The organism is Psychrobacter sanguinis (assembly GCF_020736705.1).
Lineage (GTDB): Bacteria > Pseudomonadota > Gammaproteobacteria > Pseudomonadales > Moraxellaceae > Psychrobacter > Psychrobacter sanguinis.
The window spans coordinates 2,312,086-2,338,005 of the sequence record NZ_CP085990.1 but is presented as its reverse complement, the minus strand read 5'-3'; the positions used below and the strand labels follow the sequence as shown (position 1 = coordinate 2,338,005).

Below are 25,920 nucleotides of genomic sequence, written 5' to 3'. Positions count from 1 at the left end.
GAAGAATGTGTAGCGCAATTTATATAACGCTCTTTAGGAGCCTTTTCGGGAAAAACTAATATTATGAGTTTCTATTTTAAACCTTTCAGTAAGCTATCTTTTAAATAACTCACCCCCGCATCTTTTTGCATTTCTATCCAGCTTTCATAGGATGTGTTTTTTTGAATAAACTCCTCCCATTCCTGATCTGGGATGGCTGCGAAATCTTCCTCTGATTCTACTTTGAAACCTGAAGCCTCTATTAACTCCTCAAAACTTGAATATTGACTGCAACTAGATATAAATCTAGGATTCATGAGCTCACCTAGTGAGCCGCTATTAGTACCAGATAACTTTGAGATATTTTTCTCTAGTTTATCAAGACCACTTAAATCTAATTTCATCACTTTTCCCTCGTATCAAAAAGCATATAGCTTGTATCGTTTTGACTATTAAAAAACTACTAAAGAATGAGCTTTAGCCTCATCTGGGATGAGCTAGTGCGAGATCAACTCCCTTTCTGCCAAAGTTGCTAAAAAATTGCTTCGATTTTTATAACGTTTCTTGTTTGCTGCTACCTTTTCATCAATCATATGAATTAAAGTGCTAGGCAATGTGACATTAATTTTCTCTGTTTTCCCCAAGTAGCGGTTAATATCTACCGGGACAAGCGCCCAAGCCATTCCTTCATACTCAGGATTATCTATATGTGTTTCAATATCAGTTGGTAGAGGAATATTTTCACCATCCTCTACTAAACCTTCTAGGCAAAGCTCGATAGCTTCAGTCGCATTATTAATTACATCCTGATAGTTATCTGCTGCCGAGATACAGCCTTTAATATCAGGGACAAAGATGCCATGAGCCGTTGCATCGTCGCCTCTGGCGATTGCAATTGGGTATAACATACTTTTTACTCCATTTTGCTATGCTACATCGTGATTTATAGAACCAAGTGAGATGACTGAGGTTTTATGTTTTCTGTTAATCTAGCTGGATTATTTCAACCCAGCTTGTTTTAAAATACTTTCAATTGTTTTTTTCGGTAGATCTTTTTTTGGATGAGGGATTGTCACTCTACCCTTTTTGATACTATGTTTAAATTGGTGGTGACTTCCCTTAATCTTTACTAGATACCACCCATCATCCTCAATCATTTTTACTAATTCACGACTTTGCATAACCTCCTCTTAATTTGTTTGATACTTAGAAGATATCTTATCTTCATGCCATTATTATAACCCTAGAGTTATGATTATGCAATGATAGAACGTACTCCAATCACTAATACGGATGGATTTAATCTTCATCAAATTCTGCATCTTCAATATTCTCAGCATCACCATTACCAAAAAAATCAGGGTCATGCTCAAGCTGGGTAAGCGACTGCATCCGCTCTTGCAATTCCCTATGCAGCTTTTCACGAGCTACACGCTCTTCTTCATCAATACCTGCCAGCGCTTCAAGCGCGCCTAAACGGCGTTCTTGTTCTGATTGCTTAAAGTCCTCGGCGCTAATACCGCACATAGGCATTTCTTGTTCAGCAATTACCTTTTGTGCCTGGGTTAAATTACCCAATACAAAACTTAGACTTTTTATCACCCCTAACTTCTTAGCAATAGGGTCCTCTTCATCATCATAGAACCTATAATCATCATCGTCACCAGTACTAACGTGGTCCAACTCAATAGGTGTTGGATTTAGTACGTTTTCTGCTACGTCAAGTGATAGCATAGTGATTGCATCTTCTAATGCGCCCAAGTTATGCAGCCTATTTCTGTGTTTAATAATGACGCTGGCACGCTGTTCAGTTGAGAGAACGATTTTCTGTTTTGTTCTGTCTGTACTATCGATTATTGTTCTGTAAATTTGGGTTTCATGCTCATTTTTGACTTTATTGTTTTCTTTGTTCTCTAATTTTTTCTCAACCCCGTTCTGTTCACTTTTGTTCTGTTTTTTTTCCGCATTTTCCGCTCGTTCTTTCAGTTCAAGCATGGATAGCTTTTGCCAGTCATATTTTTTGGCACGGTTATATACGGCGGATTTAGAAGCCGGTGCCTTATCCCCATACACTTCTTGTAAGTGGTCCACAACCTCTTGATAAGTAATATTGGGGGTGCTTTCCCAAAGGGCTTTAGCTGCCGCCCACACTTCCTTTGGTACTGCCATCAGTTAACCCCTTTAACCATTTCTTCATCGCTATATACAGGCTCCGGCAAGGGCAGGCTGTACTGATAGTCACAATCAAGATCAGATAGCATGATGTGCTTATCCTCTTTATCTAGCCGCTGTTTTATCTGCAACATTTGAGTTTCCACAGCCATAACCTGCCTGGCTTGCTTAGCCTCAATACCTCTAATAACTAGCATTAGCTTGTTCATACAGTTGGCCACCTCCTTATCATGACCCCCAACTTCTCGCAATTTGCTACACAAGTCTTTGGACGCGTACATCAACGCCTCGTGATCGTTACGACATATCGACTTCATGTGTTCGGTAATGGTTTCTGCAAACTGCTCTGTAAGATACTCAACCATTGATCTTGATTGGTTTACCACATGATTAACAGTGCTTGCCAGCATATCCAGCTCTGGCTCTACCGATAGGCCGCAAATATAATCAAGCGACTGGTTATAAAGATTTTGAAATATCAGCAAGTCTGTAAGCGTTAAATCCTTATTGCCGTTCTCAATTTCACTAATACGGTTTCTATTGTTATCCACATTCCACACAATGCGCATGACCTCAGCTTGCGTCATGCCAGCATTCTTTCTTGCAGCCGCTAAATTACGGCCTACTGTTACTCTAATTTGCCTTAACTGTTTATCCGTAAACCCAAGCCGTTTTTTTGCCACACGCGCGCCCTCATTGCAGTTTTTTCTGTCATTGATATAATCATGTTGCCTAATGGAATAAAGGCTGGAATTGTCATCCTTTGGCGCTCATGTAACCGCATGAGCGCTTTTTTTTGCCTGTTTATTTGTCGGCCGTTAACTGGCTTACGCCATCAAAGTCACCTAATTTAATGTACTGCTGAATAACTGCTATTACGTTATCAATCCCTTTAGCGACAACCGCGCAATATCCCTCTTTAGCCAACATCTCGATTCGTTCTTTTTGGGCCGGCGTCGCATAGCTTTTACCATCTTTTTTAATCTCAATACGTAGGCCGTGATAAGCGCCCCTGGCAATATCAATAATCAAATCTGGGTAGCCCGCTTTCACACCCATACGTTTAAATTTAGCCGCCTCTGGTGAATATCGCTTACCGCTACACCCAATTTTAGCGGCTCTCTTGCCGCCGTTTGGCGAATGATGAATATAATCAAACAATGGTCGGCCTTTGAACTTCTGGCGCTTAGACCAATTCATTACTACTGTTTGTACCTCATCTTCTGATAATCCTATTCGTTTACCTTTCATGCCCTTTTAACCCTTACTTGCCTGATAACAAACTGATAAACGCCACTGTAAAAAAAATAACTGGAACGGCTATCAGATACCCTAAAACGCACTTGTGGTACCAGTGCACCTGAAACCTATACACCCGCCTGCCATCACCAAAAACAACACGAGCAATTAAATACGTGCTAAATAGGGAAAGAAAAAGATAGCACCACAACATCATCAAAAATAATTTGCTTAACATAAAAATCCCTTACTAAAATCTAAAAATATTCTCGCCTTGTCTTAGTTGATAATCCCCAGTACCATCTGCACCCCAGACAATATCGCCTAACTCATGATTAATCGCATTACCCTCTAAATCCCATCGAACGATTTGATCAAAAAAAGGATTACCTTCAACTACTCTTACCCGGGCGCTATACTGATTCCAATGATTGCCGGCCGGGTCATATGCTCTGCTTAAGCGTGTGAGCGTATAGCCCTTACTTGTTTTAAGCTTATCTGCTCTTACACCCACCGATAGCCACCTGGTGCCTTAATCTTTGTTTTAAGCGCCCGTATGACCACATGACACTCACTGTAATTAAGCTCAACCTCTGGCGCGTGCTCCATGAGCTCATCGCAAAAGTCTCTAAACGCTTGACCAATAGCAGCAACTAGCCCAGCTTGGTCATGCTCCCCTTCTATTTCAGCCTTAGCGTGTGCACGTTGACCATCTTTGCTAACTGCGTTCATGGTGAAAGTGTAAGTCCGGTCGTGGCTGAAAATATCATAGGGCCGGGTTAAGAAGTCTTCAGTGCGTACTAACCGCTTGATCAGCTCCTCCACCTTGTCACCGTCCAAAAACATTTTCATGTACCCTTGATACTGGCGCGGCTTAGACTTCGCTTGTTGTATCTTCGTGGCTTTTTTTGCTCTTAACGCCTTAGCACGGCGCTGATCTTTATTGGATTTATTCTTAGCCATGGATTCCCTTTATTTTAAATTTCCGCTGTTTCTTGTTCGCAAGACTCTGACTGCTTGTCTTTTATACCCTTCTTGAACCCATATGTACGCAATAGCTCATCCACAAATTCAGCCGAAGCCGGTATATTTTTATGCTCAATTCTTCTTGCTGGCTGGATAACAAAATTAGCACCGGCCTGATGCTCGCTGACAACCCGCTCATAGACCGTGGCAAAGTATTTAATAAATCCGTTACCAGCACCCGCTAATTTGCCCCACCCGATGCGATTTGCCGTTTCTAGTACAGTTGGGTGTCTCCAGTCTCTTTCGACGTCTCCGCGCATTCCTGAGCATCTGCAGGCTGTCTCAAATGCGGTTTGTGTGTCTAGGTATTCACTTTGCTTGCCAGCTCTCGCTAACTCTAAAAAATCAGCTGGGGCTGTTGGTGGCCATGAAAGACTTAACGACTTACGCTTAGCTTGGTTAAACTCGTCTTGTGTCATGCCTAGGTCGGTTAATGCGATATACCAGACGGTCAGTGTGTCAACACCCCAGTCCTCATCTTTGATTTTTGATCTAAATAACTTTTTCCACCCTGCAAACAAACTGGCTATCTGCTGCTTAGAAAGGCACGTTTGCGAATTCGTCTGGGTACTGCTGTGCAAGGTCTCTGGCAAGGTTTTCTGCGTAGATGTCTGCGCTTGATTTCTTTGGCTGTTCGTTAGCTGGGTTGTTAGCTGGTTGATTGTTTTCATGATTGTTCCCCGTGCTCTGAGTCTTATTCTGAATGTTGATGTACCAGTCTGATTTAAAACCTTTCCAATCCCGTGTTATCCACTCAGTGATTATCTGATCCAGTGAATGACCGGTTGCTTGCTTCGCTTTTTCCAGTTGACCAAAAATCACATTCCAAGCTGTTTGGGTGTTCGACGTTTTTTTAATTTTTCTGTGACTGAGTAAATCACTCCAAACCTGATCTGAAACTTCATCTGGTTTTTGTGGTTTGTAAGTCTCCACCGCTGACTGAGTTTTCGATTTTGTTTTTTTGGTATTTTTTTTATTAATATGATTATTAGTATTCTTATAATTAGTATTCTTATTTGTCGGATTCAAATCCGAGTTTTTAGGGGTTTTTTCGGATTCATTTCCGAATTTGCTCGGATTTGAATCCGAATTTTGGGTGTTTTTCGGATTTATTTCCGAGTTTTGATTATTTTTCGGATTTAAATCCGAATTAGAATCAGGTGTAAAAGTGGTTTTAGAGTTCCATTCCTTGCCCTTTTCAGTTAACTTAACTAAGTCTTTTTTTCCTTCCTTGATGTAATCAACCAAGCCTTTTTCCTCAAACAGTTTTAGGGCTCGATAAACAGTATCTGGCTTACTGTATGCTAGGGGAATTTCATCAATCACCATGTTGCGAGATACCCAATAATAAAACTCGCCATTAATTACATGGGGTTTGGCCCATGAGCTTGCTTGGTTAAGTAAATCAAATAAGGCACCTTGGTTTAAGTTAAGGCCCCATTCATGGCATTTGACTGCATTTATGCTCAATGTGTATCTCATTACGCTACCTCATGTACTATTGCGAATATCTGTGCCAATCTTGCCAGACCTTTTGGTGTGAACATCGGCTGTGTTGTCGCCCTGGTAGTCCCGTCACGGCCATTAAATGTGACCGGACGCTGTTCCATATACCCTTGTTGAATGCGACCGCTATACGGCTGTAACTTGTCTTTAGAGTCTCTATACATCCAGCCGTTATTTACGCACCAAGCAGTAAATTTATTCTGCGCAATATCTAATGTTTTTGCAGTCTCACGTACACCAAGACTGCCCTCTGCTGCGCCAATCAGATCAAGCGCTGCCGCTTTAGGAGTCGCTATAGCTAATTGTGCTTGCTGCTGTTCTAATTTTTCTGCCAGGTCAGCTGCTAGGCGTAGCGCTTCTGGTAGAGATTGAGGGATGGCTGGCGTGCTTATTTGGGCCTCTAATTCTTGCCAGCGTCTATTTACTCGAATGCGTAGATCAGCACGATAACCAGTTATGAGATCCAGGCACTGCTCTTGAGTTAATAAAAACTCTCTATGCTTCTGATTGCCCGTGTTTGGGTGGGTGTAATACCCCTCTCCAACTTTGGATAGGCCTAATGATTCATAGGTTTCATTAAGTTTTTCGATGTCTCTACAAACGTGGCCATGCTGTTTTTCACACAGCTGAGCAATTTCTCGGCTGCTCATAGTAGTTTTATTACTATTTGAAATATTTTCTAAAAACATGTTATGATCCTCTTCGTTAACTGCTTAGTACTGTTGATACAGTCTTTTAGATTGTTGGATGCAGTTCTTGAAAGTACCCGCAAGTTAATTTCCAGGAAAGTCAAACCCCAGTGGCCCTCCAGCGCTGGGGTTTTTTATTGCCCGTTTTAATCGTCTACTGATTTTTACTAAACCTGGCATTTAAACCCCCAAACTTGCCCGCGGCCTATAAGTCCCTTCCGCTATCTGAATTCGCGCATCATCATGAAAAAAATCATCCACTTCTTCTGACTTCATCAAGTTATCCCTCGCAAGAGCGTAAAGCATCTTGACCATTTCGGGGTTGTAGCATTTAAGTTCCATAGGAACGATCTTTAGCCCAAGCGCTGCCAATAGGTTGCATAGCTTGATTAGATGCACGTCTTTTAAGCGCGTGATAGTCCCACTATCGATACCCATTATTTCTGCTATATCTTGCTGGCAAGTGCCTGCAAGCGCATTCAAAACTTGTGTTTGCATATTGCGTGACCATGCAACTTGTTCTTGTGATAATTGAGTCATAGTTAAGTCTCCTCGGTTTGTTGTTTAAAGTCATTCCAGTGTTGACCTTGAGCAATGACATGGTCGTAAAGATTATTGATTTTCTCAACATCAGACCATCTTGGATTTTTAGTTGCTCCACTTCCTAGTCTCGAGACTCGGTACTGTGGAATATCAGTTTGCTCTTCAATCATTGCCTGAGTCATTCCGGCACTAATGAGTGCATTGATTTTCTCAATTAGCTTTGGAGTCATTTTTAGAATCCTTAAATTTATTAACATCATTATTATAATGCACATTTGCATAATGTAAACCCATATTTGCATAGCTACTTACATATATATGCGTTTTTGCATAAAATAAGCTTGCACTTTAATATTAATAGGTTGGTTGTATGTCTTACTTAGTTAGTAACTTAGAATTTTTATTAAAAAAACATGGAATTAACGCCTATCAATTACAGGACAAGTCTGGCATTCCACAGTCAACGACTTTCAGAATCATAAATGGTGATACGCAAAGCCCCAGCAGTAAGACTGTTAAGAAATATGCGGAATATTTCGGTATTGAAGAGGCTGAGCTTAGGTTTAAAGATCTCACTAGAATCCAAGGTGATAACTTCAGAGTTTTACCAATGGATAATGTACGGCGCGTACCCGTCCTTAATTACGTACAAGCTGGCGAGTTTTGCCATTACTTCGATGATGCTATTGCTGATACTTTTGAAATCATCATAGGTGATTACCCGCCCCACGTTCACTGGGTAATCATTGAAGGCTTAAGTATGACGCCTGACTTCAATCCAGGCGATCTAATCTTGGTTGATCCAGACACCCAGCCTTCACCCGGTAATTATGTCGTTGCTAAAAAGGCAGGTGAAAATGCCGTAACATTTAAAAAGTGGCGACCTCGTGGTTTCGATGACAACGGTGTGGAATACTGTGAGCTAGTACCTCTAAACCCTGACTTCCCTACCATTGATAGCAGACACACTCCGTTCACAATTTGCGGTGTGGCTGTTGAGCATAAGAAGAAACTGAAATAAGAAAGACAGGCCATAGTGGGCTATAAAAGGTCTACGAAAATATATGACAGGATAAAAATTATGAATAATAGCGAATTACCTATTAACAAGCTTATGGCTCAAATTAATGCCGCAGCAGATAACAATGAGCCTATGAATTTGACAATTGAGCAGGTTAAGTTGTTAGCGAAGCATTACGGGGATCTAGTTATGATCCCTGTTTACACTATGGACAACTTCCCCATTAAAAAATTCATTAAAGATCAGAATACGGATGAAGAGTAGAAGGTGGGCAAAGTACATTAAAAACTTGAGATAATAAGGATGTGCGATATGACAAGACTACTGGTATTTAGTTTGGTGCTTTGTAGTGCTCAAGCGTATGCTGCAAAATGGGTGCAGCTTGCAGACGACGATGATTCTAGCTTTTATATAGATATTGATAGTGTTAGAAGTATTAGCCCTTACCTGGTAGGCAGCAGTTCGACTGATCGGTATCTATCAGTGTTCAGCAGGATTGACTTCAATGACGGTGCTCGCTTATCAAGCGGTGAGGCCTATACTCACACTATTCAATACAATTATATCAACTGTGATATGGGCAGCTATTTTGTTAAAGGTTTTAGAATGTATAACAACAGAGAAGTTGTAGCATCTGATGACTATACGATTGAAGATGAAAGTGAGTTTAAAATTGCATACCCTACCACTCCACCAGATGACATAATTAAAACCATCTGCGTATAACAAGAAAAAGGCAAGTAGAGTGGCTGGCAGGATGTCGGGTATTCGGAGGGGGAGTCGCTAAATTAGGGCTTCCGTGTCAATGCTTGGCGTAATGGCTCTCATAGCACTGAAGATACGATGGATGCTATTGAGCGTAACTGTGGGGTGTATGGGGATTTGTGGAGCGAGTAATTATGATATTAGATAGAGATTTACAGCTTGAAATGCTGAACAAAATGGCAAGTGTCTATCCGTTTCCTTATGATTTTGGAGATGAGCTAGACAAGATGAATGATGATGAACGGGGAGTTTTTGGTGCCAACCTTTATTATCTAAAAGAGCATGAGTTGGTTTCACCACAATCAATCAAAATATCTTTAGACAATATTTATACCTTGGGTCCAACTAAATTGACAGCTAAAGGAGCTGACTTTATAGCTGATGACGGCGGCTTATCAGCGATATTGGGTGTAGTCACTGTGCGCTTTGAAGCAGAGCAATTACGCCAAATTCTAGAAGTTAAGATTAGGCTGTCTGATTTAGACCCTGAACGTAAGCAATCAATGATTTCTGCGCTTCGAGAGCTGCCTGCCGAGAGTATAAAACACCTGACAACGAAAATATTGGATATGGGTTGGGATAGTTTGCCGACTTTAATGGTTTTAATTCAAACCTTTATTTCTTCTCAATTATAATAATATTGCGAAAATAGACTGCCATTCATCTTTTAACTTGGCATAAATTTTACAAGGTGGACTAACCATCCTAATCGCCTCTCCAACTTTTTCTAAGTAAAGAGTGAGCTGCAAATCATTTAGTGCATAAAAAGAAGCGCAACAGTGGTACGACCAGCGCAAGTGCTCTGATCAGAATGGTTGGAAAGTATTAGATCGTGATAAAGATGGTGAGCCTTGAGAGTGTTTACAGGGTGGTAGTGCTTATGGCAAGAGTGTTTGTAAGAGATAAACAACCTGTTTTAGGAGTCAAAAATGGAAGATTTTGTCAATATCTTGCCGGGAGATTTGCCTGCGTGGGCTTATGTGACCATTGCATTAATTATATTAATAGGAATTATTGCTATTGCAAAATTGACTAGTAATAGTAACAAACAAAGTATGGGTTCCAAAAATATCTTTTCAGGTGATACCAAGATTAACCAGCAGATAGGGCGTGACATTACTAATCATGAGAATAAGGATGAACCATGATAAACCAACATAATAACGAGCTTGGTTCAGAAAACACATTTAACGATTCTAATATCCAACAACAGAACGCTAAAACCATTAATAACTATATTAATAAGGTTGGACAGATGTCAATACCTGAAAAAAAATCTATAATTCAGGAGGTTTTAGAAGGCATCATAGATTTGGATATTGAGATAAATCCCATCACATTGGATACAGTAGATTATACAATTCATGATAAAATAGATCATAATAAAATTACAACATATCAAGTAGCTTTTGACTGGTATATGAGTGACAGCTATCTTATTGAACAAAGATTAAATTTTTTAAATGAGAATAAAAGTGCAACATCCTCTCAAAGGATTTATAGATTCGTTAAAAGAATTTATATGAAACACTGTGGTATGTTTAACCCAGATCAAAGGATATTTTGTATTTGTGAGGAAATAAAGAATGACTTGAGCAAATATCCAAATATTAGCGATGAAGATAAAGCACTAATACCAGTCGTTGTTTTTTATGTTTTCTCTAAATGTCACATATTTGAAAAACCACCGATATCACTATGATACTACTATCCACAGATAATCCCAATAACGCTGTCTACTATTTAGGTTCCAAGTTATTGGAACTGATGATGCAGTATAATGAGAGTCGCTACACACTGGGTGTCACAGAATACTTTGAAATAATGAATAAAACACATCCTGTAAGTATGAACCGGTTTTTATTAGTAGTAGACTGGCTTTTTATGCTTGGGAAGATCACTTCAGATAGTGAAAAAGGGTTGCAGCTATGTACCTAAAATCCCTAACAATTAAAGACTCTGATGGCTTTGTTATTCGTCATGTCGACTTTAAAATGGGTGTTAATATTATCAAAGGCGATACTGTCAAAGGTGACGACACCAGTAATACCAATAGTATTGGTAAGACTACCCTATTGCGTTCTATTGATTTTTGTCTAGCAGGTAATTGGGAAAGCTTAGTAAACGATAAAGAAATAAAGACCAATCGCAACAACACAGTATTTGACTTCTTTAAAACCACATCACCTAACTTTGAACTCATTATCACCAATTCATTAAGTCATGGTGTGTCTTCAAACATGAAGATTAATAGAATGTTAACTATTGATTTAGATAAAAAAGGTAGAGATAAAGTAACGGTAAAAAATCTAATTGATGGCAATGAGGTCTCTAATGACGACTTAAAAAGTCAATTAAAACTATACTTATTTGGGCTAAGTATGGATAAGCCTACATTTCGCCAGTTAATCCCTAAGTTCATCAGGTCTTCAGATCATCAAGTCTCTAATGTTGTTAGATATCTACACCCAACGACACCTAACTCTACCTATGAAGTACTTCATCTAACTTTATTTGGTTTTTCGAGCATGGGCTTAGTTTATGAAAGAATTACACTTGAAAATGAATTAAAACAGAAAACATCTCAAGTTAATACTTTAAGAGACTTAGTTTCAGTAGGAACGCAAGAAGCCAATGATTTACGTCAAAGCCAGCTTAAAAAACTACAGCACCAATATGATACTTATCAAATATCCAAAGAATATGAGCGTGAAAATGACCAATTAAACCAACTCAAAGAGTCGATAGGAAAAGTCAAAAATCAAATCAACAACCAGCATCTAAACCTTGATGTATGGCAGTCTCGACTCGAAGAAATAACAGGCGAAAACCAAGAAATCAATGCTGAAGCTGTCAAATATATGTATGAAGAAGCACAGTTATATAACGTGAAACTTCAAAAAAAGTTTGAGGAGACCTTGGCGTTTCATAGTAAAATGCTACAAAACGAAGTGCAGTATATTCATAACGCTATACAAAAAACTCAAAACAGCATCGCTAACCTTGAGGCAGAATACAGCCTAAAGGCTGAAGAATATAGCCTGCAATTAGATAAACTCGCTCAAAGTGGTTCATTGGCAGAATACACTGAACTAGGCAATAAAATAAATGCGTTAAATAAAGAGATTACAGAAAACCAAGCCATATTAAGCTCTTATCAATCCGCTCTAGACGCTCAAAAAAAGATTAAACAAGAGCTTGAAATATTATCGCAAGAGTTGGAGCAAGAGATTAAAGAGTTTCGAGCCAAGCTGATTGTTTTTAATCAGTATTTTTCACAATACTCTAAAGCATTAAGTAAAGGCGGCTATTTACTTGCCATAGAGCCAGACAAGAACCGTCATTTTAGCCTTGTGCCCAGACCTGTTGATGGTGATAGCCATGTAGGTGATGGACATAAGCAAAGTATAATTATTGCCTTTGACTTAGCGTATGTGGCTTATGCTAACAATCCAACTGTCAAATTAACTCGACCTCATTTCTTCACTCAAGATAGAGTTGAGGTAATTGATAATCATATGTTTAGTAAATTGATTGAACTAGCCGACGAGGTAGAATGTCAGTTTATATTTCCAATTATTAAAGACAAACTGAACCAAATACCAAACTTTGACGAAACTAATGTTATTTTGCCATTAGATAAAGATAATAAATTCTTTGATATAGAGGATTATCAGAAGAATAAAAGAAAAGCGCTTTTATTTAAAAATTTAAAGCATCTAGAGTTTAAAAGAGTTGTTAAAGATATTAAAGTTGCCTAAGACCAAAAAGTCATCGAACCGCCCCAGTGGCGGTTTTTTATTGCCCAAAAAAATACCTATCAACTCAAGCGAGCCAATAGGCATAAAAACATTCTTAAACCACTGTTTTACATCTTACACACTTGCTTAGATTTACTAATTTTGCCATTTTTACAGACAAATTTACCGTCTTTACAATGCGAGACCCCGCCCATACTTTGAGAGCAAGGATAGTTACGAGCATTCGCTTCCATTACTGGCGCCATCATAAGCATAGAGATAAGTAGTGCTGACCAGACTTTCATAAACCACCACCTTAATAATGAAATAAAGTAGTCTTAAACCATAGCATTAAGCCCTTCTTTTATCCACAATTATTTGAAGGGTTTTGTCCGCCTCCAGTGGCGGTTTTTCATCCTCTTAAAGTTAATGACTTGCCAGCAGTACATTTGCTAAAATTAAAAAACCCATCGAATCATGAATCAAAAAAGAGGACACATATGCCTAAGAGGGCTGAGCAAAGTCTAGAGAAAACTATATTTAACAGTCGCTGGCTGTTAGCTCCATTTTATTTAGGGCTTATAATAGGAATTATTCTTCTTTTCATAAAATTTTTTCAAAAAATCTGGTATATCACTACGCATGTATTCACTGCTAGCGAAGCCGATGTGATTGTTGGCACATTAGTTTTAATAGATATAGCACTAGTGGCCAGCTTATTACTTATTATTGTATTTAGTGGGTACGAAATATTTGTTTCAAAAATTGATACAGGAGACCATGAAGATCGTCCGGGCTGGATGGGAACCATTGATTTCTCTGGTTTAAAACTAAAGGTCATTAGTGCCATTGTTGCTATTTCTGCAATTGACCTTCTCAAATCGTTTATGAATATACCTGACCAGATAAGTGATGGGGATGCTAATAGACTAATGTGGAAGGTTGTCATACATATGACATTCGTTTTATCTGGACTATTGTTTGCTTTAATGGATAAGATTGCTGGTGATACTAAAAAGCACTAAATAAAACATTTGGATGAAGATTTATAAGTTAACTAAACCGCCATAGTGGCGGTTTTTTTGTGCTTAACACCAAACTAATAGTTCTTTCAGTAATGATAATTAGTCATAAAAACACGCTCTGTTATTTAATACACTGGCAACAGCTGATTGGCCCTATAATCTCATTATCATACATTTAGGAGTTGCAAAGTGTTTTCTAGTTATAGAGAAGATAAATATTTTCTAAGCAGGGCTTTACCTGTCTTAGTAGGACTGATTACAGTTTATAGTCTGTTAATACTTTTATCAGTACAAATCAACGCTGTAGCACTAGCCATTTTGTTGATGGTTATTTTTTGCCTCATCAACATTCCTGTTGCAGTTGCAATCGTTTTAGCTGCATTACTTGGCGGTTTACACGCAGGTATGGATTTTCCGGCAATTTTAGAAAGTTTAAACGATAATATATTGGGTGGCGCTCAGGTTGGCATGACCTATATTATGGTTGGGGCTTTCGCAGTTGCTTTAGCTAGAAGTGGTATTCTTGATTGGTTGGCACAGAAAATGACCCACCGCCTAAACAGGGATAGCGTACAAGTACGAAACCAAGTTAAGTGGACTTTATTTTTTATCTTTATCGTCGCCTCCCTGTTATCGCAAAATTTAATACCTGTCCATATCGCTTTTATACCCGTATTAATCCCTCCCCTACTAAATATGATGAATAAGCTAAAAATAGATAGACGAGCAGTCGCCTGTATTTTGGCCTGTGGTATCAGCTCATCATACTTACTATTGCCATTCGGTTTTGGCGCTATATATCTCAATGAAATACTATTAGAGAATATAAATACTGTAGGAGGTGGTTTAGGACTAGAAGCAACTGCTGGTATGGCACCTAAGGCTATGTTTTTCCCAGTTATGGGGATACTAGCTGGTATGCTCGTTGCTGTATTTATTAGTTATCGCAAGCCGCGCGAGTATGCGTTAAATTTAGAGACCATGAATACAGAAGAACACAAAGTTGATAGTACTATTAAATGGCAACCATTAGTAATGACTTTATTAGCTGTAGTAGCTGTATTACTTTTTCAGGTGTTTTTTGATTCTCTGTTTATAGGTGCAATGATTGGCTTTATGATTCTTGGTTTTTCAGGTATTTATAGTTGGAAAGAGCAAGATGATGTATTCACTCAAGGCATTCGATTAATGGCTGAAATTGCTGTCATTATTACTATTGCCTCTGGATTTGCAGGTGTTTTGACTGCCACAGGGGATATCGACCCCCTTGTCGCCTCTGCAACAGAATTCTTTGGCAATAATCAGTTGCTCGGCGCTGCAATAATGCTATTAGTGGGATTGTTTATAACCATCGGGTTTGGTGACTCCTTTGCTTCAGTGCCTATACTAGCACCTATATACATCCCTTTAGCTGTTGCGCTGGGCTTTTCACCACTTGCCACTATAGCCTTATTAGGAGCATCAGCCGCACTAGGTGATGCCGGATCTCCCGCTTCAACGATTACTCTTGGTGCTACTGCTGGTCTTAATGCAGATGGACAGCACGACCATGTTAAAGACAGTGTCATTCCAACTTTTTTACATGCAAATATAGGTATGTTGCTCTTCACTTGGATTGCAGTTGTTTGGATTTTGAATTAATGAAATAGTGCTTATCATCCATTTTTATAGAAATCAACCGCCCCAGTGGCGGTTTTTTATTGCCCGCAATTCAAGAAGCAAAATCCTTTGTTTCTTAAAAAACACAAAATGATGTGAACGAAGCCGCCTTGAGGGCGGTTTTAACTTAGCGTTAATTATTTCCCCAGCTGCGAAGGCATAAGCATAAGTACGAATAAATTAATGCATAAATGCATTTATTTTCATTTCATACTTGCATTTAACTATGCATTATTGCATAATCATTATATCAACAAAGACAAGCAAGCAGACGATGATGCTAGTGACTATATAAAAACATGGTTAAAGGCTAACAAATTACAGTCGATTCAAGTAGTCGGCTGTTGTGTGTTAACCATAAAGGAAAAAATCTATGAATGAGCATAAAAGAGCTCTTATCCACCAAATGGCCCGGCAATTAATGCCAGTTGTTTATACGGAAACGATGCGTACTGCAAAGGAGAATGCATTATTTCAAAATGATGACTGGCCCACTGGTATCGCTACCGAAGCTTATCGAATAGCTCAGGCATTTGCAGACGTTTCAGATGCGTGGGAAGCGAAGCATAGCTAGACATTCATGTTTATCTAGACATTTTTTAGACATTAAAAAGCCCCTCACGACTGGAAATCAAAGGGGCTCCTAACACTAGGAGAGAAGATTATGACACAAATCAGCATGCCAGCACAACACATAAAAGCGCTGCTAAGCAAAACAGATAATAAAGTGCGCTTTTTCAATGACAAAATCATTGTGACTTTAAGAGAGTCAAAACATTCTTCGATAACTCTTATTGGTCATATCGACACAAACAAGCACGTCATTGATATGGATGCAACTCTGGTTGAGCAGCATTACAGCGGTGATGATCAACTATCTTTCATTAGTACAGATAAAGATGAATTAATTAGCTATCTGAATAATCAATTCTTTGAAGGGGCTTAATATGCAAACTCTAAAACTTTTACAGCGTGGTGATAGAACTAAGCCCACTATCTATAAATTAGGTGCTAATGAAACTCTATGCTTCTACCGTGATATGCAAGGCACTATCGAGATATGCGATACGCAAGGCCGGTTTATTCGCTCGTTAACCCTGTATGACTTATTAGACTGGGGTTACTCGCCAGCCAAATTAGCTGCTGGTAATGAAGTAGATCAATTTAGCGATGATGTTAGTGAGCCTCTTGCAACGAAACTGGTAAGGATCGCAACGCAATTACTGGTTGTGATTGTCGCAGCAATCGCTTTGGCGACTATAAGCAACATCACAGGCTGTACCACTTATGTTTTAAAGCAAGCTGATAAAGATATCTCGACCACAACTATAGCACCAGTTGAAAATAGTCTCGAACAAGTGCGATTTAAGCAGGCTCAAGCTCATGCCAATGAATATTTAGCAAAGCAGCGAATAACAAGGCTTAACAAACAAAATGGCAATAATTAATTATGTATGACAATTACCAGGCCCCACAGGCCGACTGGGAATGGCTGCAAATGTTAGAAGAGCAACGAGAGCTCGAATCTAAGCAGCCGGACCACCAGCAAAACTATAGGAGTGAAAATAATGGCGATAGTGACAATGATTCTAGGTAATTCAGGTGAAGGTAAATCTTACAGCCTAAAAAATCTCGATCCCGACCTTGCCGGCTTAATCAACGTAATGAATAAGCCACTCCCATTTCGCGGCGGTAAAGACATTAAAAAAATAGCAACAGATAATCCTGATCAAATCTGTTCAATACTTCCAAAGGTCAAAGCGCCCATTATTGTCATTGATGACTTTCAGTACATCATGGGCAATGAATACATCAAAGGCGCCAATCAACAGTATAAAGGCGATGCCGCCTTTCAACGCTACAACATAATGGCTTATAACGCGTGGAACGTCATTAATACGGCAATTACTCAAGTTAGTAATGATACTCGTATTTACATACTAGCTCATGTCCAAGAAGAAAATGGCCGGACTAAAATCAAAACGATTGGAAAAATGCTTGATGACAAAATTGTCTTGGAAGGCATGGTAACCATGGTTTTACAGACGGCAGTGCGTGACGATGGCCACTTTTTCATGACGCAAAACAATGGGTTTAACACAGTCAAATCACCCGAGGGTATGTTTGATAGCGATCTTATTCCAAATGATTTAAACGCCGTAGATGACGCAATTTGCGAATACTACGGTATCCCTAAAACAGGCTCCCTACCCGCACAGGATCAATTACAACAATTGCAAACTGCATAACTTAAGAGGATAAAACAATGCAAAATCAATGGGCTTTAGATAAATCAAAAGCAACCAAAGTTGGGCAATCGGCCTATGTTTCAGGCAATACCGCTGAGATATATCAAATACAAAGCGCCGCTTGGAAGACCAATGCGAAACAAGATGGTAGCGAGACCTATTATTTGTCTCTTCATATCATCAACTCAGAGCGCAGCTCTGCTCATATAGATATTTACTATGGCAATAGCGCTGGCGAACATTGGAGTGGTGAAAACCTAATCCACGCGATGATGTTATGTGCCAACGTGCCAGCCATTTCTCAAGCTCAAGGTCAATACCAAGAGTATGACTTTGATGTTAGAAAAGATGTCACTAGAACCGGATTCGTAGCACCAGAACTTTCCGGTAAAAAAGTAGGTATGTTTTTAGCTGAAAATTATTACTTTAACAGCAACCAAGGCGAAGTTAAAAAAGGCGGCTTAAATCTTTTCAATGTTTTTGATGCCAAGACTAGACAATTACCCATCGAGAAGGCAAATAACCAGCCAGCCAATCCGGATGAGTTTACTCGAGTGTTAGAAGCTACGATTAAGTCTAGTGAAAAATCATTAGAAAAAGCGAATAGCCAGGCGGGTATCGCTACTACACACAACCAGTTTACGCAAAATGCTCCGCAACCTGTAACACAGCAAAATCCTGCTACCTATAAGCGCCAAGCAGCGCCCCAACAAATTCAGCAACAACCAGTGCAGCAACAAAGCTTTAACAACCAGATGACAGCAGCAGCAACGCCAGGGCCCAGTGATGATGATATCCCGTTTGCACCTGCCTTTGGAGGCTAGCTACATACCTATCATCCCTACCGCTGGGTTACGCGGTGCGCCAAGGCATGATGATGGTGCGAGCAGTTAATAAGCGTGGGGTTAACTGACAAAAAATCACATGCAGCTAAGACTAAGTTACTCCTGACCATGCAAATGCATGGGGGCTTTAAAGCGCTTAGGGCAAGGCCGATGCCAGTATCGAGAAACTGGCACCTTATTTATTATCTTATTAGGGGATTAATAATGCTAATACAAACAAATTTATCAGCTGTTAAAGCCAATCAAGGAACGCCAATTGAGGTTGTCGAAGAGTGGTTAGCAGAAAACGGAAGAATCGATTCGCTACCCGATAATTTAGTGAAGGGCGACTCTTATTTTAACAATGTAAATACCAAGGATATCAAAAAGCGACAGGCTGAGAATAAAAAGCAAGAGCAAGATCTACAAGCTGCGCTTATTACTGCTGCTGGCAACGTGCCAAAGCCTAAAAATAAAATGATTGATGTCTCAGATGAATCATTTGAAGGGTTAAGAGGCCAGATTAAATCACGGCTTTTTAACGGCGAGCTCGTCAGAGTATCTGACTATAAAAGCATGTATGCACCTTCTACAATGCGTGTCATCTTATCCAAAATCACTTCTGATTTAAAAGCCCGTGGCTTTGAGGTTATCACAATCCAGACTGAGACTAAAATTAATCTTGGCTGGATGTTAGAGAGCGCTTTTTACGATATCTTTTTAACAAAAGCTAATGCTGAAGCTGTTCGTCAACTCCGTGAACCATTGCCTAAAAGCGTTTCCTCACAGGTTGCTTACCATCAAACCATCGAAGAAATCGCTCAAAGGCTGTTATCAGGTCAATTTGTACGGGTTGATGAGTACCTACCTCGCCATTCAAGAGTTGTGATTTTAAGAATGGTTGCCTTGGCCATCAAACAGAATAAAGAGATAAAAAACGTGGTGTCTATCAACTATAAGCTTGGCAGAAAAGCTGGTTGGGTGCTCGAATCTGAGGTGCATAAAAAGTTCACCAAGGTAAATGACTACCCTAAAACTGAGGAGGCATAAATGGACTTATTAACCAACCGCCGATTTGCTAATGCATCTGAATTTGAATTGATAGCACTCGCATTAGATGAAGGTTATGACTCACTAGCATATGCCCTTGCCTGCCGCTTAGAGCGAAACTTAAACCCTGAAGAGTCCGGACAACTCAGAAAATTGCAAGATGAAAATCATAACCTATCTTATGAGGTAGATGAACTAGAGTTTAGGGTTTGTGCGCTCGAACAAGAGCTTGCGAGTATGGCCGGCAACGAAGAGCGCCTAAAAGAGCTAGTCAATCGAGCCAGCCAAGCTGTTAACAGTAGCTTGGCTTTGTTTAAGGAGGATTGATATGACTAAGCATAAGGTAATAGTTTGGGCGTCAGTAGGTGGGCGAACAGTTACGGAAGTTGTGAGCATTGAGTCAGGCACTGTACCCACAGATACCGAGATAAATGAAGTATATGAGAGCCATATAGGCAACATATTAGATAGTGGTGCATATTTAATTATCGAGGATGAAGATAATGAATAAGAAACCAACGCAATCAGTTTTTGGTTCGAATGGATAGCATGATGGTATATAAACATAGATCAAAAAATATCACTTGCACGGTCTTAGATGCAAGTGATGGCTGCGTGATCTACCAGTACTTGCAAGATGGCTTGGTAATGACAAACAAAGCATGCGTCGATGACTTTTTAGAAGAATGGGATGTCTTACAATGAGCTTAGCTAGAAGCCAAAACGATCAAACTGAGGCATTAGTTAAAACGCCTAAACAGGTTAATTGCATTTTTGCCATACACTTTGACGATGAAAACGACCCTCGTTATCAGGAAATTGTAAAACTTGTTCTTAATAAAGAGTCTTGGGATAACGGCAACTTGGTGACTGCACTACATTGTGACAGCCTGGATAATATGATTAACGTAATTGAAGGCAAATAATATGACAAACAAGGCAATCGATTTATTTTGGCATAACGACAGTAAGGCTCACAGCCCTTTTACTGAATATGAAATCAGGAAAAACGTGGAAACCGGTAAGTACCTAGTTAAATACTGGAACTATAACGAGGTTACTCCAACTACTGAAAAAGCAGTTGAGCCACCGCAAACCGCAACTGGATTTATCAGCCTTGATGGTGCTAAAAATTGGGCACAAAATCATTTTGAGGAGAAACTACAAAATTGGTTCAAAGCCCCAACTGAGCGTGAATTATTAACTACTAGCATACAAAGTCTTGTTGATGCATGCCACTCACGAGCTGCAGCAAATGGCTGGTGGACTGATCTATCAACTGGTGAACCTCTAACTCGCAACAAAGGTGAGATGATGATGCTAATAGTCAGTGAGATTGCTGAAGCAATGGAAGGTCACCGCAAGGGCTTAAAAGATGATCACTTGCCAGCCTACGGTATGGAAGATGTCGAATTTGCCGATGCCCTTATTCGTATATTTGATTATGCCGGTGGGCACAACCTGGAATTGGCCAACGCGTTTGTTGATAAGCTTAATTATAACGACAGTCGCGCTGATCACAAGATTGAAAACCGTAAAAAAGACGGTGGCAAAAAATATTAAGGAGTTGAAATGATTGCACGTAAACCATGGTCAAAATACACGGCTCAAGAGATTGAACAAATGCGTATAGCAGTGATGTACGCACCGCCAGAGACACCATTCACTCCAGAGTATGCAGCGGCCTACCTGGGCAAGTCATCAAGCACGTTACAATATCTACGATCGCACAAACCAAAAGCAATTCGATATAGTAAGATTGGGGGGCATATTAGATATCTCAAAAAGTATTTAGACGAATATATTGCTAATGGCGAACACCATCAGACAGCTTAAATTTATGAAGCCATATACAAAAAAAGCCAGCGGTACGCTGGCTTTTTTTGTATGCCTAACTAATGCATTATTCAACCGAACCCTCATAATCGTACACCTGTGCCACCGCAAATCTAAGTTATAAAACCATTGTTGCTCATCGTTGTTTGGTATTTTATATACTTTTTATGTACTCGAAATTTGTTGTTACATATTGCTCATTGTTGTCTTGCCCACCCAATATTTTCTTATAACCTATGTAAATCAAAGGATTGAAGCCAAAATATATTGCTGATCATTAATAATTGTTTTTGATTGTTGACGTGATTAACAGGATTCATAATCCTTTGGTCGTAAACTAAATCTATGATATACAGTACACCAATCAAAGCTTCCCTCAATGAACGCCTAAATCATCACTCCTAATAGCCATAGCTTCATATTCTAGCGATTTTGTTGATTATTGGGTGGTGGTTCAAAAAGTAGGCTGAAAAAAAACAGGCTGAGAAATTGATAAAATAGTGAAATGCAAATCACACTATACATCAAATGCCCAGCCTGTCTAAGTGACAGTATAAAGAAAAATGGCTTCAAAAGCTATGGTAAACAAAACTATAAATGCAAAGACTGCAAACGGCAGTTTATTGGCGACCATGCCTTAACGTACCAAGGCTGTCACTCCCAAAAAGATAGCAAAATACGCCATCTTATGGTTCGAGGCAGTGGCATAAAAGACATCGCTTGCGTTGAGAGAATCAGCAAAGGCAAAGTACTGGCCACCCTAAAAAAGTGTCACTACCAAATAACCCCCAAGCAAAGGCAATACGACTGTCTTGAAGTCGATGAGCTTTGGACATTCGTAGGCAAGAAGACCAACAAACAATGGCTAATTTATGCCTATCACCGTGACACAGGTGAAATTGTTGCCTATGTGTGGGGAAAACGAGACCTTAACACTGTCAAAAAGCTTAAAGCTAAACTGCAAGCCTTAGGCGTAAGTTGTGCTAGAATCGCTAGTGATACCTGGGATAGCTTTGTTACCGGTTTTAAGGGCTTTACCCAAGTCATTGGCAAGTTTTTCACGGTCGGTATTGAAGGTAATAATTGCACTATCAGACATCGAGTAAGGCGAGCATTTAGGCGAAGTTGTAACTTTTCTAAAAAGCTGGAAAATCACTTTAAAGCCTTTGATTTAGCTTTCTTTTACATCAATCATGGATATGTCTAATGTCAGCCTACTTTTTGAACCACCACCGATTATTGCTGTTTTTATTTAGAAAAGTAATTTTTTATGATGTTTAACACTTTAAGTGTTCCTCATTGAATTTTCTTAACAAATTCTTAACTGCCTCACTGTTAATTTACCTTCTCTCCAACATGACATGCCGTCTGTTGATGGTCACAGTGAGTTAAGATATGGCTATTATTACCAATAACAATGGCGTTGAAGGCAGTAGTGTGACTACTAACCCTTCTTACAAACCCTCAAATTCCTCTGCTGTACATGCTGCACTTTCCAAAGTTCCTGAAGTTACCTTAATCTTCTGGCTCATCAAAATTGCTTCTACTACCTTAGGCGAGACAGCTGGCGATGCCCTGTCTATGTCACTAAATTTAGGTTATCTGGTAAGTACTGGGATATTTGCAGTCATTTTTGCGATAGCCGTGGCTACCCAAATCAAAGCGGATCGTTTTAATAAGTGGTTATATTGGGCGACTATTATCGCCACTACCACACTAGGCACAACGATTGCTGACTTTGTCACTCGCTCTTTGGGTATCGGTTATGCCGGTGGTTCTGCTTTACTATTAGGCCTGCTTTGTCTGAGTTTATTTACCTGGTACAAAAGCATGGGCAGTATTTCTGTCGGCAGTATTAACAACCCCAAATCAGAAATATTTTACTGGGCAACCATTATGTTCTCTCAAACCCTAGGTACCGCACTGGGTGACTGGGTTGCTGACACCAAAGGTATGGGCTATACCACCAGTGCTATTATCTTTGGTAGCTTATTGGTCTTAATAGCGTTAGCACATTTCTGGACAAAAATATCAAAAACATTGTTGTTCTGGAGTGCGTTTGTACTTACCCGTCCTCTAGGTGCCGTATTGGGTGACTTTTTGGACAAACCTATTGACCATGGCGGATTGGCGTTAAGTCGTTTTGGTGCTTCTGCCGCTCTACTAGGGCGTGTCCCTAATTTGAAAAATACAGATAAAGCCTTATTTTAATCCTATATATCAATAAAATATAGGGAAACTCAAACCATGGCGAGAACAGTAATAACTGACAACATATGGGAACAACTACAAACAACAATGAAGGCTCACGGTTGCCATCAATGGAAGAATGACCGCACCGTAATGGAAGCCATACTTTGGAAACTAAGAACAGGTTCTCCATGGCGAGACATACCTACCGAACTAGGTTCATGGAAAACCGCTTATAACCGCTTTAATCGATGGTCTACAAAAGGGCTATGGCAGAATTTTTTTTTGACCTACGAACACAAACTGATAAAGAATGGGTATTCATTGACGGAAGTTATGTACGGTGTCATCAACATGCAAGTGGAGCTCGGCGTGGTGAAGAGCGAGCAATTGGACTCAGTCGTGGCGGAAACACGACAAAAATACACTTATGTGTGGACGCGCATGGAAATCCGATCGATTTTAAAATCACTGGGGGTGAAGTGCACGACAGTCAAGTTGCAAACGACCTAATAGAAGTGATTGAACAGGCAGAATATTTTATAGCTGACAAAGGATACGATTCGCAGAAAATCAGAGATAAAGCGATAGAACATGGCATGAAAGCGGTTATTCCTAGAAGAAAAAAGACGAAACAACCTAACCCAGAGTTTGACAGTTACCTTTATAAATTACGCCATCTAGTTGAAAATATGTTCGCTCGATTAAAGCATTTTCGCAGTATAGCAACACGCTATGAAAAGTTAGCACGCAATTTTAAATCTATGCTTTACCTAGCTTGTACTATTATTCACTGTAAGTTAAATTGAGGACACGCCCTAGTATTTATTGTGTTCTGCTTAGTGGTCTTTAAACAACGGGCAAGTGCCAAAGCCCACTAGTAAGCCAAAGTCGTCGATAGTAAAGCTGTCAACAAGAGAACAATTAGTTAAGGCAGTAACAAATTAATTAAGCAATAAGTCAAGTAAGTAATAAGTTAAGCCATAAGATAGCGTATAGGGATGTAGTCAGTGTGCAGTCTGAATAGATAGAGAATAATAAACACTGTCTTAATTCTGGTAATAAATATTAACCGTTAATGACTAAATCCTTAACGCTATCTTATTGTCTGCTAAGTTATTATAAATCTTCATAAAATTTATAAGATTATAAAATGAATCAAATTAGTGAATGGGTACTGGCCATAATGGCCAAATTTGGCTACTTAGGTATTATCTTTGCCATGTTCGCCGAAAACGTATTTCCCCCGATACCGTCAGAAGTTATCATGCCCGCAGCAGGCTTTGCGGTGGCTCGAGGGGATTTAAATTTATTATTGGTTATTGTCGCCGGTACATTAGGCAGTGTCTTAGGGGCACTTCCCTTATATTACTTCGGTAGCCTTTTTAATAAAGAAAGGCTGATTGACTTTACCGAGAAATATGGAAAATATGTCTTTGTAAAGCCTGATGATGTCATATCGGCTGATGACTGGTTTAACAAACACGGTAAAAAAGCGGTATTTTTTGGCCGTATGGTGCCCGGCATTCGCTCATTGATCTCTATCCCTGCTGGCATGAATAAAATGCCGCTGCTTCCCTTTATTATTTTGACCACTGCTGGCGCCGCTATTTGGACTACCTTACTGACCTTAGCAGGGTATCATTTTGGGCAAAATTATGAGGTCATCGAAAAATTTCTTGCCCCTTATTCCAAAATATTCTTGGGAGCAGCGATAGTTATTGTAATTATATGGTTACTGAGAAGACGAATGAGTCAGTCAAAGTAAAAATAGTCGCTATTCCCTATTGTTTAAACTTATTTTTCTCAATTAAAATGAAAGCGAAACATTATAAGGAGCAACGCTCATGTTAATTATAAAATTAACTGAGACCAAAGAAACGTTGGATGATATCGAAAGAATTTGCCGTCATCTCAGCGAACACAAAGATTTGGTCAAATTAATGACACCAGAGGAAAGTCGAGATATCTCATATATCTTGAGACCAACCTTCAATACCAATCATAATGAAGACCAAAAAAGAGTGCATTGGGAAAAACTACTCAATGAATTTACCGTGACCGATAAAAAAGGCAACGAACTGCGCTTTTTTAGAGACCAACCCACTGAAGCCTTATATTTTGGCAATCAACAAGGCTTTGATACTCTTGAGAGTATGTCGACCCACTAGGCCATCTACTTACCTTAAGCCCAATAATTAATTATTGGGCTTTTTTTTACTTAAATTTCCACAACAGTAGGTTTCGCAAGATGCTTAGGATTGGAGAAAGGAGATTTAGCTATTGTAATTATTTTATAATGTTATGTTATACTATAACATTGTATTAAGTTCTAGAATTAAAGCTGGCCAGGTTTGATTCACTTTCGCTCTCAACAGGCTGCCTGTCTGGGATTTTTTATCACCGT

The 25,920-nt window shown here is 39.4% G+C and carries 40 protein-coding genes; 26 read left to right on the top strand and 14 right to left on the bottom strand.

What is annotated here, in order from left to right:
• Positions 1–71 precede the first annotated feature (71 nt).
• The 13 genes from LK453_RS09880 to LK453_RS09820 all read right to left on the bottom strand — a co-directional run bounded on the left by LK453_RS09880 (position 72) and on the right by LK453_RS09820 (position 7,384).
• Positions 72–383 carry a hypothetical protein gene (locus tag LK453_RS09880; RefSeq protein ID WP_201541993.1) on the bottom strand — a complete coding sequence of 104 codons (312 nt, stop codon included), beginning with the start codon at positions 381–383 and terminating at the stop codon, positions 72–74.
• 93 nt (positions 384–476) lie between these two features.
• Positions 477–887 (bottom strand): type II toxin-antitoxin system HicB family antitoxin, encoded by a 411-nt coding sequence (locus LK453_RS09875; RefSeq protein WP_201541991.1) that lies wholly within the window; start codon positions 885–887, stop codon positions 477–479.
• A 90-nt stretch (positions 888–977) separates the two neighbouring features.
• Positions 978–1,160, bottom strand: a complete 183-nt coding sequence (locus tag LK453_RS09870) for a type II toxin-antitoxin system HicA family toxin (RefSeq protein ID WP_201541989.1) — start codon at positions 1,158–1,160, stop codon at positions 978–980.
• A 118-nt stretch (positions 1,161–1,278) separates the two neighbouring features.
• Positions 1,279–2,148: a hypothetical protein gene (locus LK453_RS09865; protein ID WP_201541987.1), complete on the bottom strand. Its 870-nt coding sequence runs from the start codon at positions 2,146–2,148 to the stop codon at positions 1,279–1,281.
• Positions 2,148–2,834 (bottom strand): helix-turn-helix transcriptional regulator, encoded by a 687-nt coding sequence (locus tag LK453_RS09860; RefSeq protein WP_201534999.1) that lies wholly within the window; start codon positions 2,832–2,834, stop codon positions 2,148–2,150. The genes LK453_RS09865 and LK453_RS09860 overlap by 1 nt, the downstream gene beginning before the upstream one ends.
• A gap of 121 nt (positions 2,835–2,955) precedes the next feature.
• Positions 2,956–3,402 (bottom strand): VRR-NUC domain-containing protein, encoded by a 447-nt coding sequence (locus tag LK453_RS09855; RefSeq protein ID WP_201535002.1) that lies wholly within the window; start codon positions 3,400–3,402, stop codon positions 2,956–2,958.
• Positions 3,403–3,640: 238 nt separating this feature from the next.
• Positions 3,641–3,904 (bottom strand): hypothetical protein, encoded by a 264-nt coding sequence (locus LK453_RS09850; protein ID WP_201535014.1) that lies wholly within the window; start codon positions 3,902–3,904, stop codon positions 3,641–3,643.
• Positions 3,895–4,353 carry a hypothetical protein gene (locus LK453_RS09845; protein WP_201535016.1) on the bottom strand — a complete coding sequence of 153 codons (459 nt, stop codon included), beginning with the start codon at positions 4,351–4,353 and terminating at the stop codon, positions 3,895–3,897. The genes LK453_RS09850 and LK453_RS09845 overlap by 10 nt, the downstream gene beginning before the upstream one ends.
• Positions 4,354–4,367: 14 nt before the next feature.
• Positions 4,368–5,009, bottom strand: a complete 642-nt coding sequence (locus LK453_RS09840; RefSeq protein WP_227674448.1) for a hypothetical protein — start codon at positions 5,007–5,009, stop codon at positions 4,368–4,370.
• Entirely contained in the window at positions 4,954–5,886 is a 933-nt protein-coding gene (locus LK453_RS09835; RefSeq protein ID WP_201535018.1) for a hypothetical protein, read from the bottom strand. The genes LK453_RS09840 and LK453_RS09835 overlap by 56 nt, the downstream gene beginning before the upstream one ends.
• An 11-nt stretch (positions 5,887–5,897) precedes the next feature.
• Complete coding sequence (locus tag LK453_RS09830) at positions 5,898–6,611, bottom strand: phage antirepressor KilAC domain-containing protein (RefSeq protein WP_201535021.1); 714 nt, start codon at positions 6,609–6,611, stop codon at positions 5,898–5,900.
• 180 nt (positions 6,612–6,791) lie between these two features.
• Positions 6,792–7,151, bottom strand: a complete 360-nt coding sequence (locus LK453_RS09825) for a CII family transcriptional regulator (protein WP_201541985.1) — start codon at positions 7,149–7,151, stop codon at positions 6,792–6,794.
• 2 nt (positions 7,152–7,153) lie between these two features.
• Positions 7,154–7,384: a helix-turn-helix domain-containing protein gene (locus tag LK453_RS09820; protein ID WP_201528569.1), complete on the bottom strand. Its 231-nt coding sequence runs from the start codon at positions 7,382–7,384 to the stop codon at positions 7,154–7,156.
• Positions 7,385–7,524: 140 nt separating this feature from the next.
• Here LK453_RS09820 and LK453_RS09815 point away from each other — a divergent pair, with 140 nt between their 5' ends.
• The 8 genes from LK453_RS09815 (at position 7,525) to LK453_RS09785 (ending at position 12,701) form a co-directional block, all read left to right on the top strand.
• The gene (locus LK453_RS09815) at positions 7,525–8,175 is read left to right on the top strand and encodes a S24 family peptidase (protein WP_201535039.1); all 651 of its coding nucleotides are present in this window, start codon (positions 7,525–7,527) and stop codon (positions 8,173–8,175) included.
• A 60-nt stretch (positions 8,176–8,235) separates the two neighbouring features.
• Positions 8,236–8,439, top strand: coding sequence for a hypothetical protein (locus tag LK453_RS09810; RefSeq protein ID WP_201535042.1), 204 nt, complete (start codon positions 8,236–8,238; stop codon positions 8,437–8,439).
• A 48-nt stretch (positions 8,440–8,487) separates the two neighbouring features.
• The gene (locus LK453_RS09805) at positions 8,488–8,901 is read left to right on the top strand and encodes a surface-adhesin E family protein (RefSeq protein ID WP_201528563.1); all 414 of its coding nucleotides are present in this window, start codon (positions 8,488–8,490) and stop codon (positions 8,899–8,901) included.
• 173 nt (positions 8,902–9,074) lie between these two features.
• On the top strand, positions 9,075–9,575 hold the full coding sequence (locus LK453_RS09800) for a hypothetical protein (protein WP_201535048.1): 501 nt from the start codon (positions 9,075–9,077) through the stop codon (positions 9,573–9,575).
• Positions 9,576–9,869: 294 nt separating this feature from the next.
• Positions 9,870–10,088 carry a hypothetical protein gene (locus LK453_RS09795; RefSeq protein WP_201535051.1) on the top strand — a complete coding sequence of 73 codons (219 nt, stop codon included), beginning with the start codon at positions 9,870–9,872 and terminating at the stop codon, positions 10,086–10,088.
• Complete coding sequence (locus LK453_RS09790) at positions 10,085–10,642, top strand: hypothetical protein (RefSeq protein WP_201541983.1); 558 nt, start codon at positions 10,085–10,087, stop codon at positions 10,640–10,642. The genes LK453_RS09795 and LK453_RS09790 overlap by 4 nt, the downstream gene beginning before the upstream one ends.
• A complete protein-coding gene (locus tag LK453_RS14405) occupies positions 10,639–10,878 on the top strand; it encodes an ABC-three component system middle component 6 (RefSeq protein WP_379652729.1) in 240 nt (79 codons plus the stop codon). Before LK453_RS09790 ends, LK453_RS14405 begins: the two co-directional genes overlap by 4 nt.
• A complete protein-coding gene (locus tag LK453_RS09785) occupies positions 10,869–12,701 on the top strand; it encodes a DUF2326 domain-containing protein (RefSeq protein WP_227953991.1) in 1,833 nt (610 codons plus the stop codon). The genes LK453_RS14405 and LK453_RS09785 overlap by 10 nt, the downstream gene beginning before the upstream one ends.
• A gap of 107 nt (positions 12,702–12,808) precedes the next feature.
• On the opposite strand, the gene LK453_RS09780 is transcribed toward LK453_RS09785, so the two are convergent.
• A complete protein-coding gene (locus LK453_RS09780; RefSeq protein ID WP_201535058.1) occupies positions 12,809–12,985 on the bottom strand; it encodes a YdcA family protein in 177 nt (58 codons plus the stop codon).
• Between the two features lie 195 nt (positions 12,986–13,180).
• Here LK453_RS09780 and LK453_RS09775 point away from each other — a divergent pair, with 195 nt between their 5' ends.
• The 18 genes from LK453_RS09775 to LK453_RS09695 all read left to right on the top strand — a co-directional run bounded on the left by LK453_RS09775 (position 13,181) and on the right by LK453_RS09695 (position 25,684).
• Positions 13,181–13,705 carry a TIGR00645 family protein gene (locus LK453_RS09775; protein WP_011960590.1) on the top strand — a complete coding sequence of 175 codons (525 nt, stop codon included), beginning with the start codon at positions 13,181–13,183 and terminating at the stop codon, positions 13,703–13,705.
• A 294-nt stretch (positions 13,706–13,999) separates the two neighbouring features.
• Positions 14,000–15,346 (top strand): Na+/H+ antiporter family protein, encoded by a 1,347-nt coding sequence (locus LK453_RS09770; protein ID WP_201541995.1) that lies wholly within the window; start codon positions 14,000–14,002, stop codon positions 15,344–15,346.
• 463 nt (positions 15,347–15,809) lie between these two features.
• A complete protein-coding gene (locus LK453_RS14330; protein ID WP_265088908.1) occupies positions 15,810–15,938 on the top strand; it encodes a hypothetical protein in 129 nt (42 codons plus the stop codon).
• 90 nt (positions 15,939–16,028) lie between these two features.
• Positions 16,029–16,310 carry a hypothetical protein gene (locus LK453_RS09765; protein WP_201535060.1) on the top strand — a complete coding sequence of 94 codons (282 nt, stop codon included), beginning with the start codon at positions 16,029–16,031 and terminating at the stop codon, positions 16,308–16,310.
• Position 16,311: 1 nt separating this feature from the next.
• Positions 16,312–16,812, top strand: a complete 501-nt coding sequence (locus LK453_RS09760; RefSeq protein WP_201535062.1) for a hypothetical protein — start codon at positions 16,312–16,314, stop codon at positions 16,810–16,812.
• Between the two features lie 120 nt (positions 16,813–16,932).
• Complete coding sequence (locus tag LK453_RS09755; protein ID WP_201535064.1) at positions 16,933–17,613, top strand: ATP-binding protein; 681 nt, start codon at positions 16,933–16,935, stop codon at positions 17,611–17,613.
• Between the two features lie 17 nt (positions 17,614–17,630).
• On the top strand, positions 17,631–18,437 hold the full coding sequence (locus tag LK453_RS09750) for a hypothetical protein (RefSeq protein WP_201541981.1): 807 nt from the start codon (positions 17,631–17,633) through the stop codon (positions 18,435–18,437).
• A 225-nt stretch (positions 18,438–18,662) separates the two neighbouring features.
• Positions 18,663–19,487 carry a hypothetical protein gene (locus tag LK453_RS09745; RefSeq protein ID WP_201541979.1) on the top strand — a complete coding sequence of 275 codons (825 nt, stop codon included), beginning with the start codon at positions 18,663–18,665 and terminating at the stop codon, positions 19,485–19,487.
• A complete protein-coding gene (locus LK453_RS09740; protein WP_201541977.1) occupies positions 19,488–19,814 on the top strand; it encodes a hypothetical protein in 327 nt (108 codons plus the stop codon).
• A 1-nt stretch (position 19,815) separates the two neighbouring features.
• Complete coding sequence (locus tag LK453_RS09735; RefSeq protein ID WP_201541975.1) at positions 19,816–19,998, top strand: hypothetical protein; 183 nt, start codon at positions 19,816–19,818, stop codon at positions 19,996–19,998.
• 190 nt (positions 19,999–20,188) lie between these two features.
• A complete protein-coding gene (locus LK453_RS09730; RefSeq protein ID WP_201541973.1) occupies positions 20,189–20,413 on the top strand; it encodes a hypothetical protein in 225 nt (74 codons plus the stop codon).
• Between the two features lies 1 nt (position 20,414).
• Positions 20,415–21,050, top strand: coding sequence for a nucleoside triphosphate pyrophosphohydrolase family protein (locus LK453_RS09725; RefSeq protein ID WP_201541971.1), 636 nt, complete (start codon positions 20,415–20,417; stop codon positions 21,048–21,050).
• 9 nt (positions 21,051–21,059) lie between these two features.
• Positions 21,060–21,323: a helix-turn-helix domain-containing protein gene (locus tag LK453_RS09720; RefSeq protein ID WP_007395111.1), complete on the top strand. Its 264-nt coding sequence runs from the start codon at positions 21,060–21,062 to the stop codon at positions 21,321–21,323.
• Positions 21,324–21,828: 505 nt separating this feature from the next.
• Positions 21,829–22,530 (top strand): IS1 family transposase, encoded by a 702-nt coding sequence (locus LK453_RS09715; protein ID WP_227953986.1) that lies wholly within the window; start codon positions 21,829–21,831, stop codon positions 22,528–22,530.
• Between the two features lie 188 nt (positions 22,531–22,718).
• Positions 22,719–23,534 carry a COG4705 family protein gene (locus tag LK453_RS09710; protein WP_201535090.1) on the top strand — a complete coding sequence of 272 codons (816 nt, stop codon included), beginning with the start codon at positions 22,719–22,721 and terminating at the stop codon, positions 23,532–23,534.
• A 36-nt stretch (positions 23,535–23,570) separates the two neighbouring features.
• A protein-coding gene (locus tag LK453_RS09705; RefSeq protein ID WP_265335039.1) for an IS5 family transposase occupies positions 23,571–24,322 on the top strand; the annotation gives its coding sequence in 2 pieces (ribosomal slippage) (positions 23,571–23,772 and positions 23,772–24,322; 753 coding nt in all).
• Positions 24,323–24,666: 344 nt separating this feature from the next.
• Positions 24,667–25,281, top strand: coding sequence for a DedA family protein (locus LK453_RS09700; RefSeq protein WP_007395113.1), 615 nt, complete (start codon positions 24,667–24,669; stop codon positions 25,279–25,281).
• Positions 25,282–25,360: 79 nt separating this feature from the next.
• Complete coding sequence (locus LK453_RS09695; RefSeq protein WP_007395114.1) at positions 25,361–25,684, top strand: hypothetical protein; 324 nt, start codon at positions 25,361–25,363, stop codon at positions 25,682–25,684.
• Positions 25,685–25,920 lie beyond the last annotated feature (236 nt).

Bases quoted from the DNA above. Each gene is read 5' to 3' on its own strand.
- LK453_RS09800 (WP_201535048.1), top strand. From the start codon at position 9,075: ATGATATTAGATAGAGATTTACAGCTTGAAATGCTGAACAAAATGGCA.
- LK453_RS09765 (WP_201535060.1), top strand. From the start codon at position 16,029: ATGACACAAATCAGCATGCCAGCACAACACATAAAAGCGCTGCTAAGC.
- LK453_RS09820 (WP_201528569.1), bottom strand. From the start codon at position 7,384: ATGACTCCAAAGCTAATTGAGAAAATCAATGCACTCATTAGTGCCGGA.
- LK453_RS09870 (WP_201541989.1), bottom strand. From the start codon at position 1,160: ATGCAAAGTCGTGAATTAGTAAAAATGATTGAGGATGATGGGTGGTAT.
- LK453_RS09745 (WP_201541979.1), top strand. From the start codon at position 18,663: ATGCTAATACAAACAAATTTATCAGCTGTTAAAGCCAATCAAGGAACG.
- LK453_RS09865 (WP_201541987.1), bottom strand. From the start codon at position 2,148: ATGGCAGTACCAAAGGAAGTGTGGGCGGCAGCTAAAGCCCTTTGGGAA.
- LK453_RS09785 (WP_227953991.1), top strand. From the start codon at position 10,869: ATGTACCTAAAATCCCTAACAATTAAAGACTCTGATGGCTTTGTTATT.
- LK453_RS09715 (WP_227953986.1), top strand. From the start codon at position 21,829: ATGCAAATCACACTATACATCAAATGCCCAGCCTGTCTAAGTGACAGT.
- LK453_RS09740 (WP_201541977.1), top strand. From the start codon at position 19,488: ATGGACTTATTAACCAACCGCCGATTTGCTAATGCATCTGAATTTGAA.
- LK453_RS14405 (WP_379652729.1), top strand. From the start codon at position 10,639: ATGATACTACTATCCACAGATAATCCCAATAACGCTGTCTACTATTTA.
- LK453_RS09875 (WP_201541991.1), bottom strand. From the start codon at position 887: ATGTTATACCCAATTGCAATCGCCAGAGGCGACGATGCAACGGCTCAT.
- LK453_RS09735 (WP_201541975.1), top strand. From the start codon at position 19,816: ATGACTAAGCATAAGGTAATAGTTTGGGCGTCAGTAGGTGGGCGAACA.
- LK453_RS09830 (WP_201535021.1), bottom strand. From the start codon at position 6,611: ATGTTTTTAGAAAATATTTCAAATAGTAATAAAACTACTATGAGCAGC.
- LK453_RS09750 (WP_201541981.1), top strand. From the start codon at position 17,631: ATGCAAAATCAATGGGCTTTAGATAAATCAAAAGCAACCAAAGTTGGG.
- LK453_RS09805 (WP_201528563.1), top strand. From the start codon at position 8,488: ATGACAAGACTACTGGTATTTAGTTTGGTGCTTTGTAGTGCTCAAGCG.
- LK453_RS09815 (WP_201535039.1), top strand. From the start codon at position 7,525: ATGTCTTACTTAGTTAGTAACTTAGAATTTTTATTAAAAAAACATGGA.
- LK453_RS09730 (WP_201541973.1), top strand. From the start codon at position 20,189: ATGAGCTTAGCTAGAAGCCAAAACGATCAAACTGAGGCATTAGTTAAA.
- LK453_RS09720 (WP_007395111.1), top strand. From the start codon at position 21,060: ATGATTGCACGTAAACCATGGTCAAAATACACGGCTCAAGAGATTGAA.
- LK453_RS09710 (WP_201535090.1), top strand. From the start codon at position 22,719: ATGGCTATTATTACCAATAACAATGGCGTTGAAGGCAGTAGTGTGACT.
- LK453_RS09725 (WP_201541971.1), top strand. From the start codon at position 20,415: ATGACAAACAAGGCAATCGATTTATTTTGGCATAACGACAGTAAGGCT.
- LK453_RS14330 (WP_265088908.1), top strand. From the start codon at position 15,810: ATGCGTACTGCAAAGGAGAATGCATTATTTCAAAATGATGACTGGCCC.
- LK453_RS09775 (WP_011960590.1), top strand. From the start codon at position 13,181: ATGCCTAAGAGGGCTGAGCAAAGTCTAGAGAAAACTATATTTAACAGT.
- LK453_RS09825 (WP_201541985.1), bottom strand. From the start codon at position 7,151: ATGACTCAATTATCACAAGAACAAGTTGCATGGTCACGCAATATGCAA.
- LK453_RS09855 (WP_201535002.1), bottom strand. From the start codon at position 3,402: ATGAAAGGTAAACGAATAGGATTATCAGAAGATGAGGTACAAACAGTA.
- LK453_RS09760 (WP_201535062.1), top strand. From the start codon at position 16,312: ATGCAAACTCTAAAACTTTTACAGCGTGGTGATAGAACTAAGCCCACT.
- LK453_RS09880 (WP_201541993.1), bottom strand. From the start codon at position 383: ATGAAATTAGATTTAAGTGGTCTTGATAAACTAGAGAAAAATATCTCA.
- LK453_RS09790 (WP_201541983.1), top strand. From the start codon at position 10,085: ATGATAAACCAACATAATAACGAGCTTGGTTCAGAAAACACATTTAAC.
- LK453_RS09795 (WP_201535051.1), top strand. From the start codon at position 9,870: ATGGAAGATTTTGTCAATATCTTGCCGGGAGATTTGCCTGCGTGGGCT.
- LK453_RS09755 (WP_201535064.1), top strand. From the start codon at position 16,933: ATGGCGATAGTGACAATGATTCTAGGTAATTCAGGTGAAGGTAAATCT.
- LK453_RS09845 (WP_201535016.1), bottom strand. From the start codon at position 4,353: ATGGCTAAGAATAAATCCAATAAAGATCAGCGCCGTGCTAAGGCGTTA.
- LK453_RS09700 (WP_007395113.1), top strand. From the start codon at position 24,667: ATGAATCAAATTAGTGAATGGGTACTGGCCATAATGGCCAAATTTGGC.
- LK453_RS09780 (WP_201535058.1), bottom strand. From the start codon at position 12,985: ATGAAAGTCTGGTCAGCACTACTTATCTCTATGCTTATGATGGCGCCA.
- LK453_RS09695 (WP_007395114.1), top strand. From the start codon at position 25,361: ATGTTAATTATAAAATTAACTGAGACCAAAGAAACGTTGGATGATATC.
- LK453_RS09810 (WP_201535042.1), top strand. From the start codon at position 8,236: ATGAATAATAGCGAATTACCTATTAACAAGCTTATGGCTCAAATTAAT.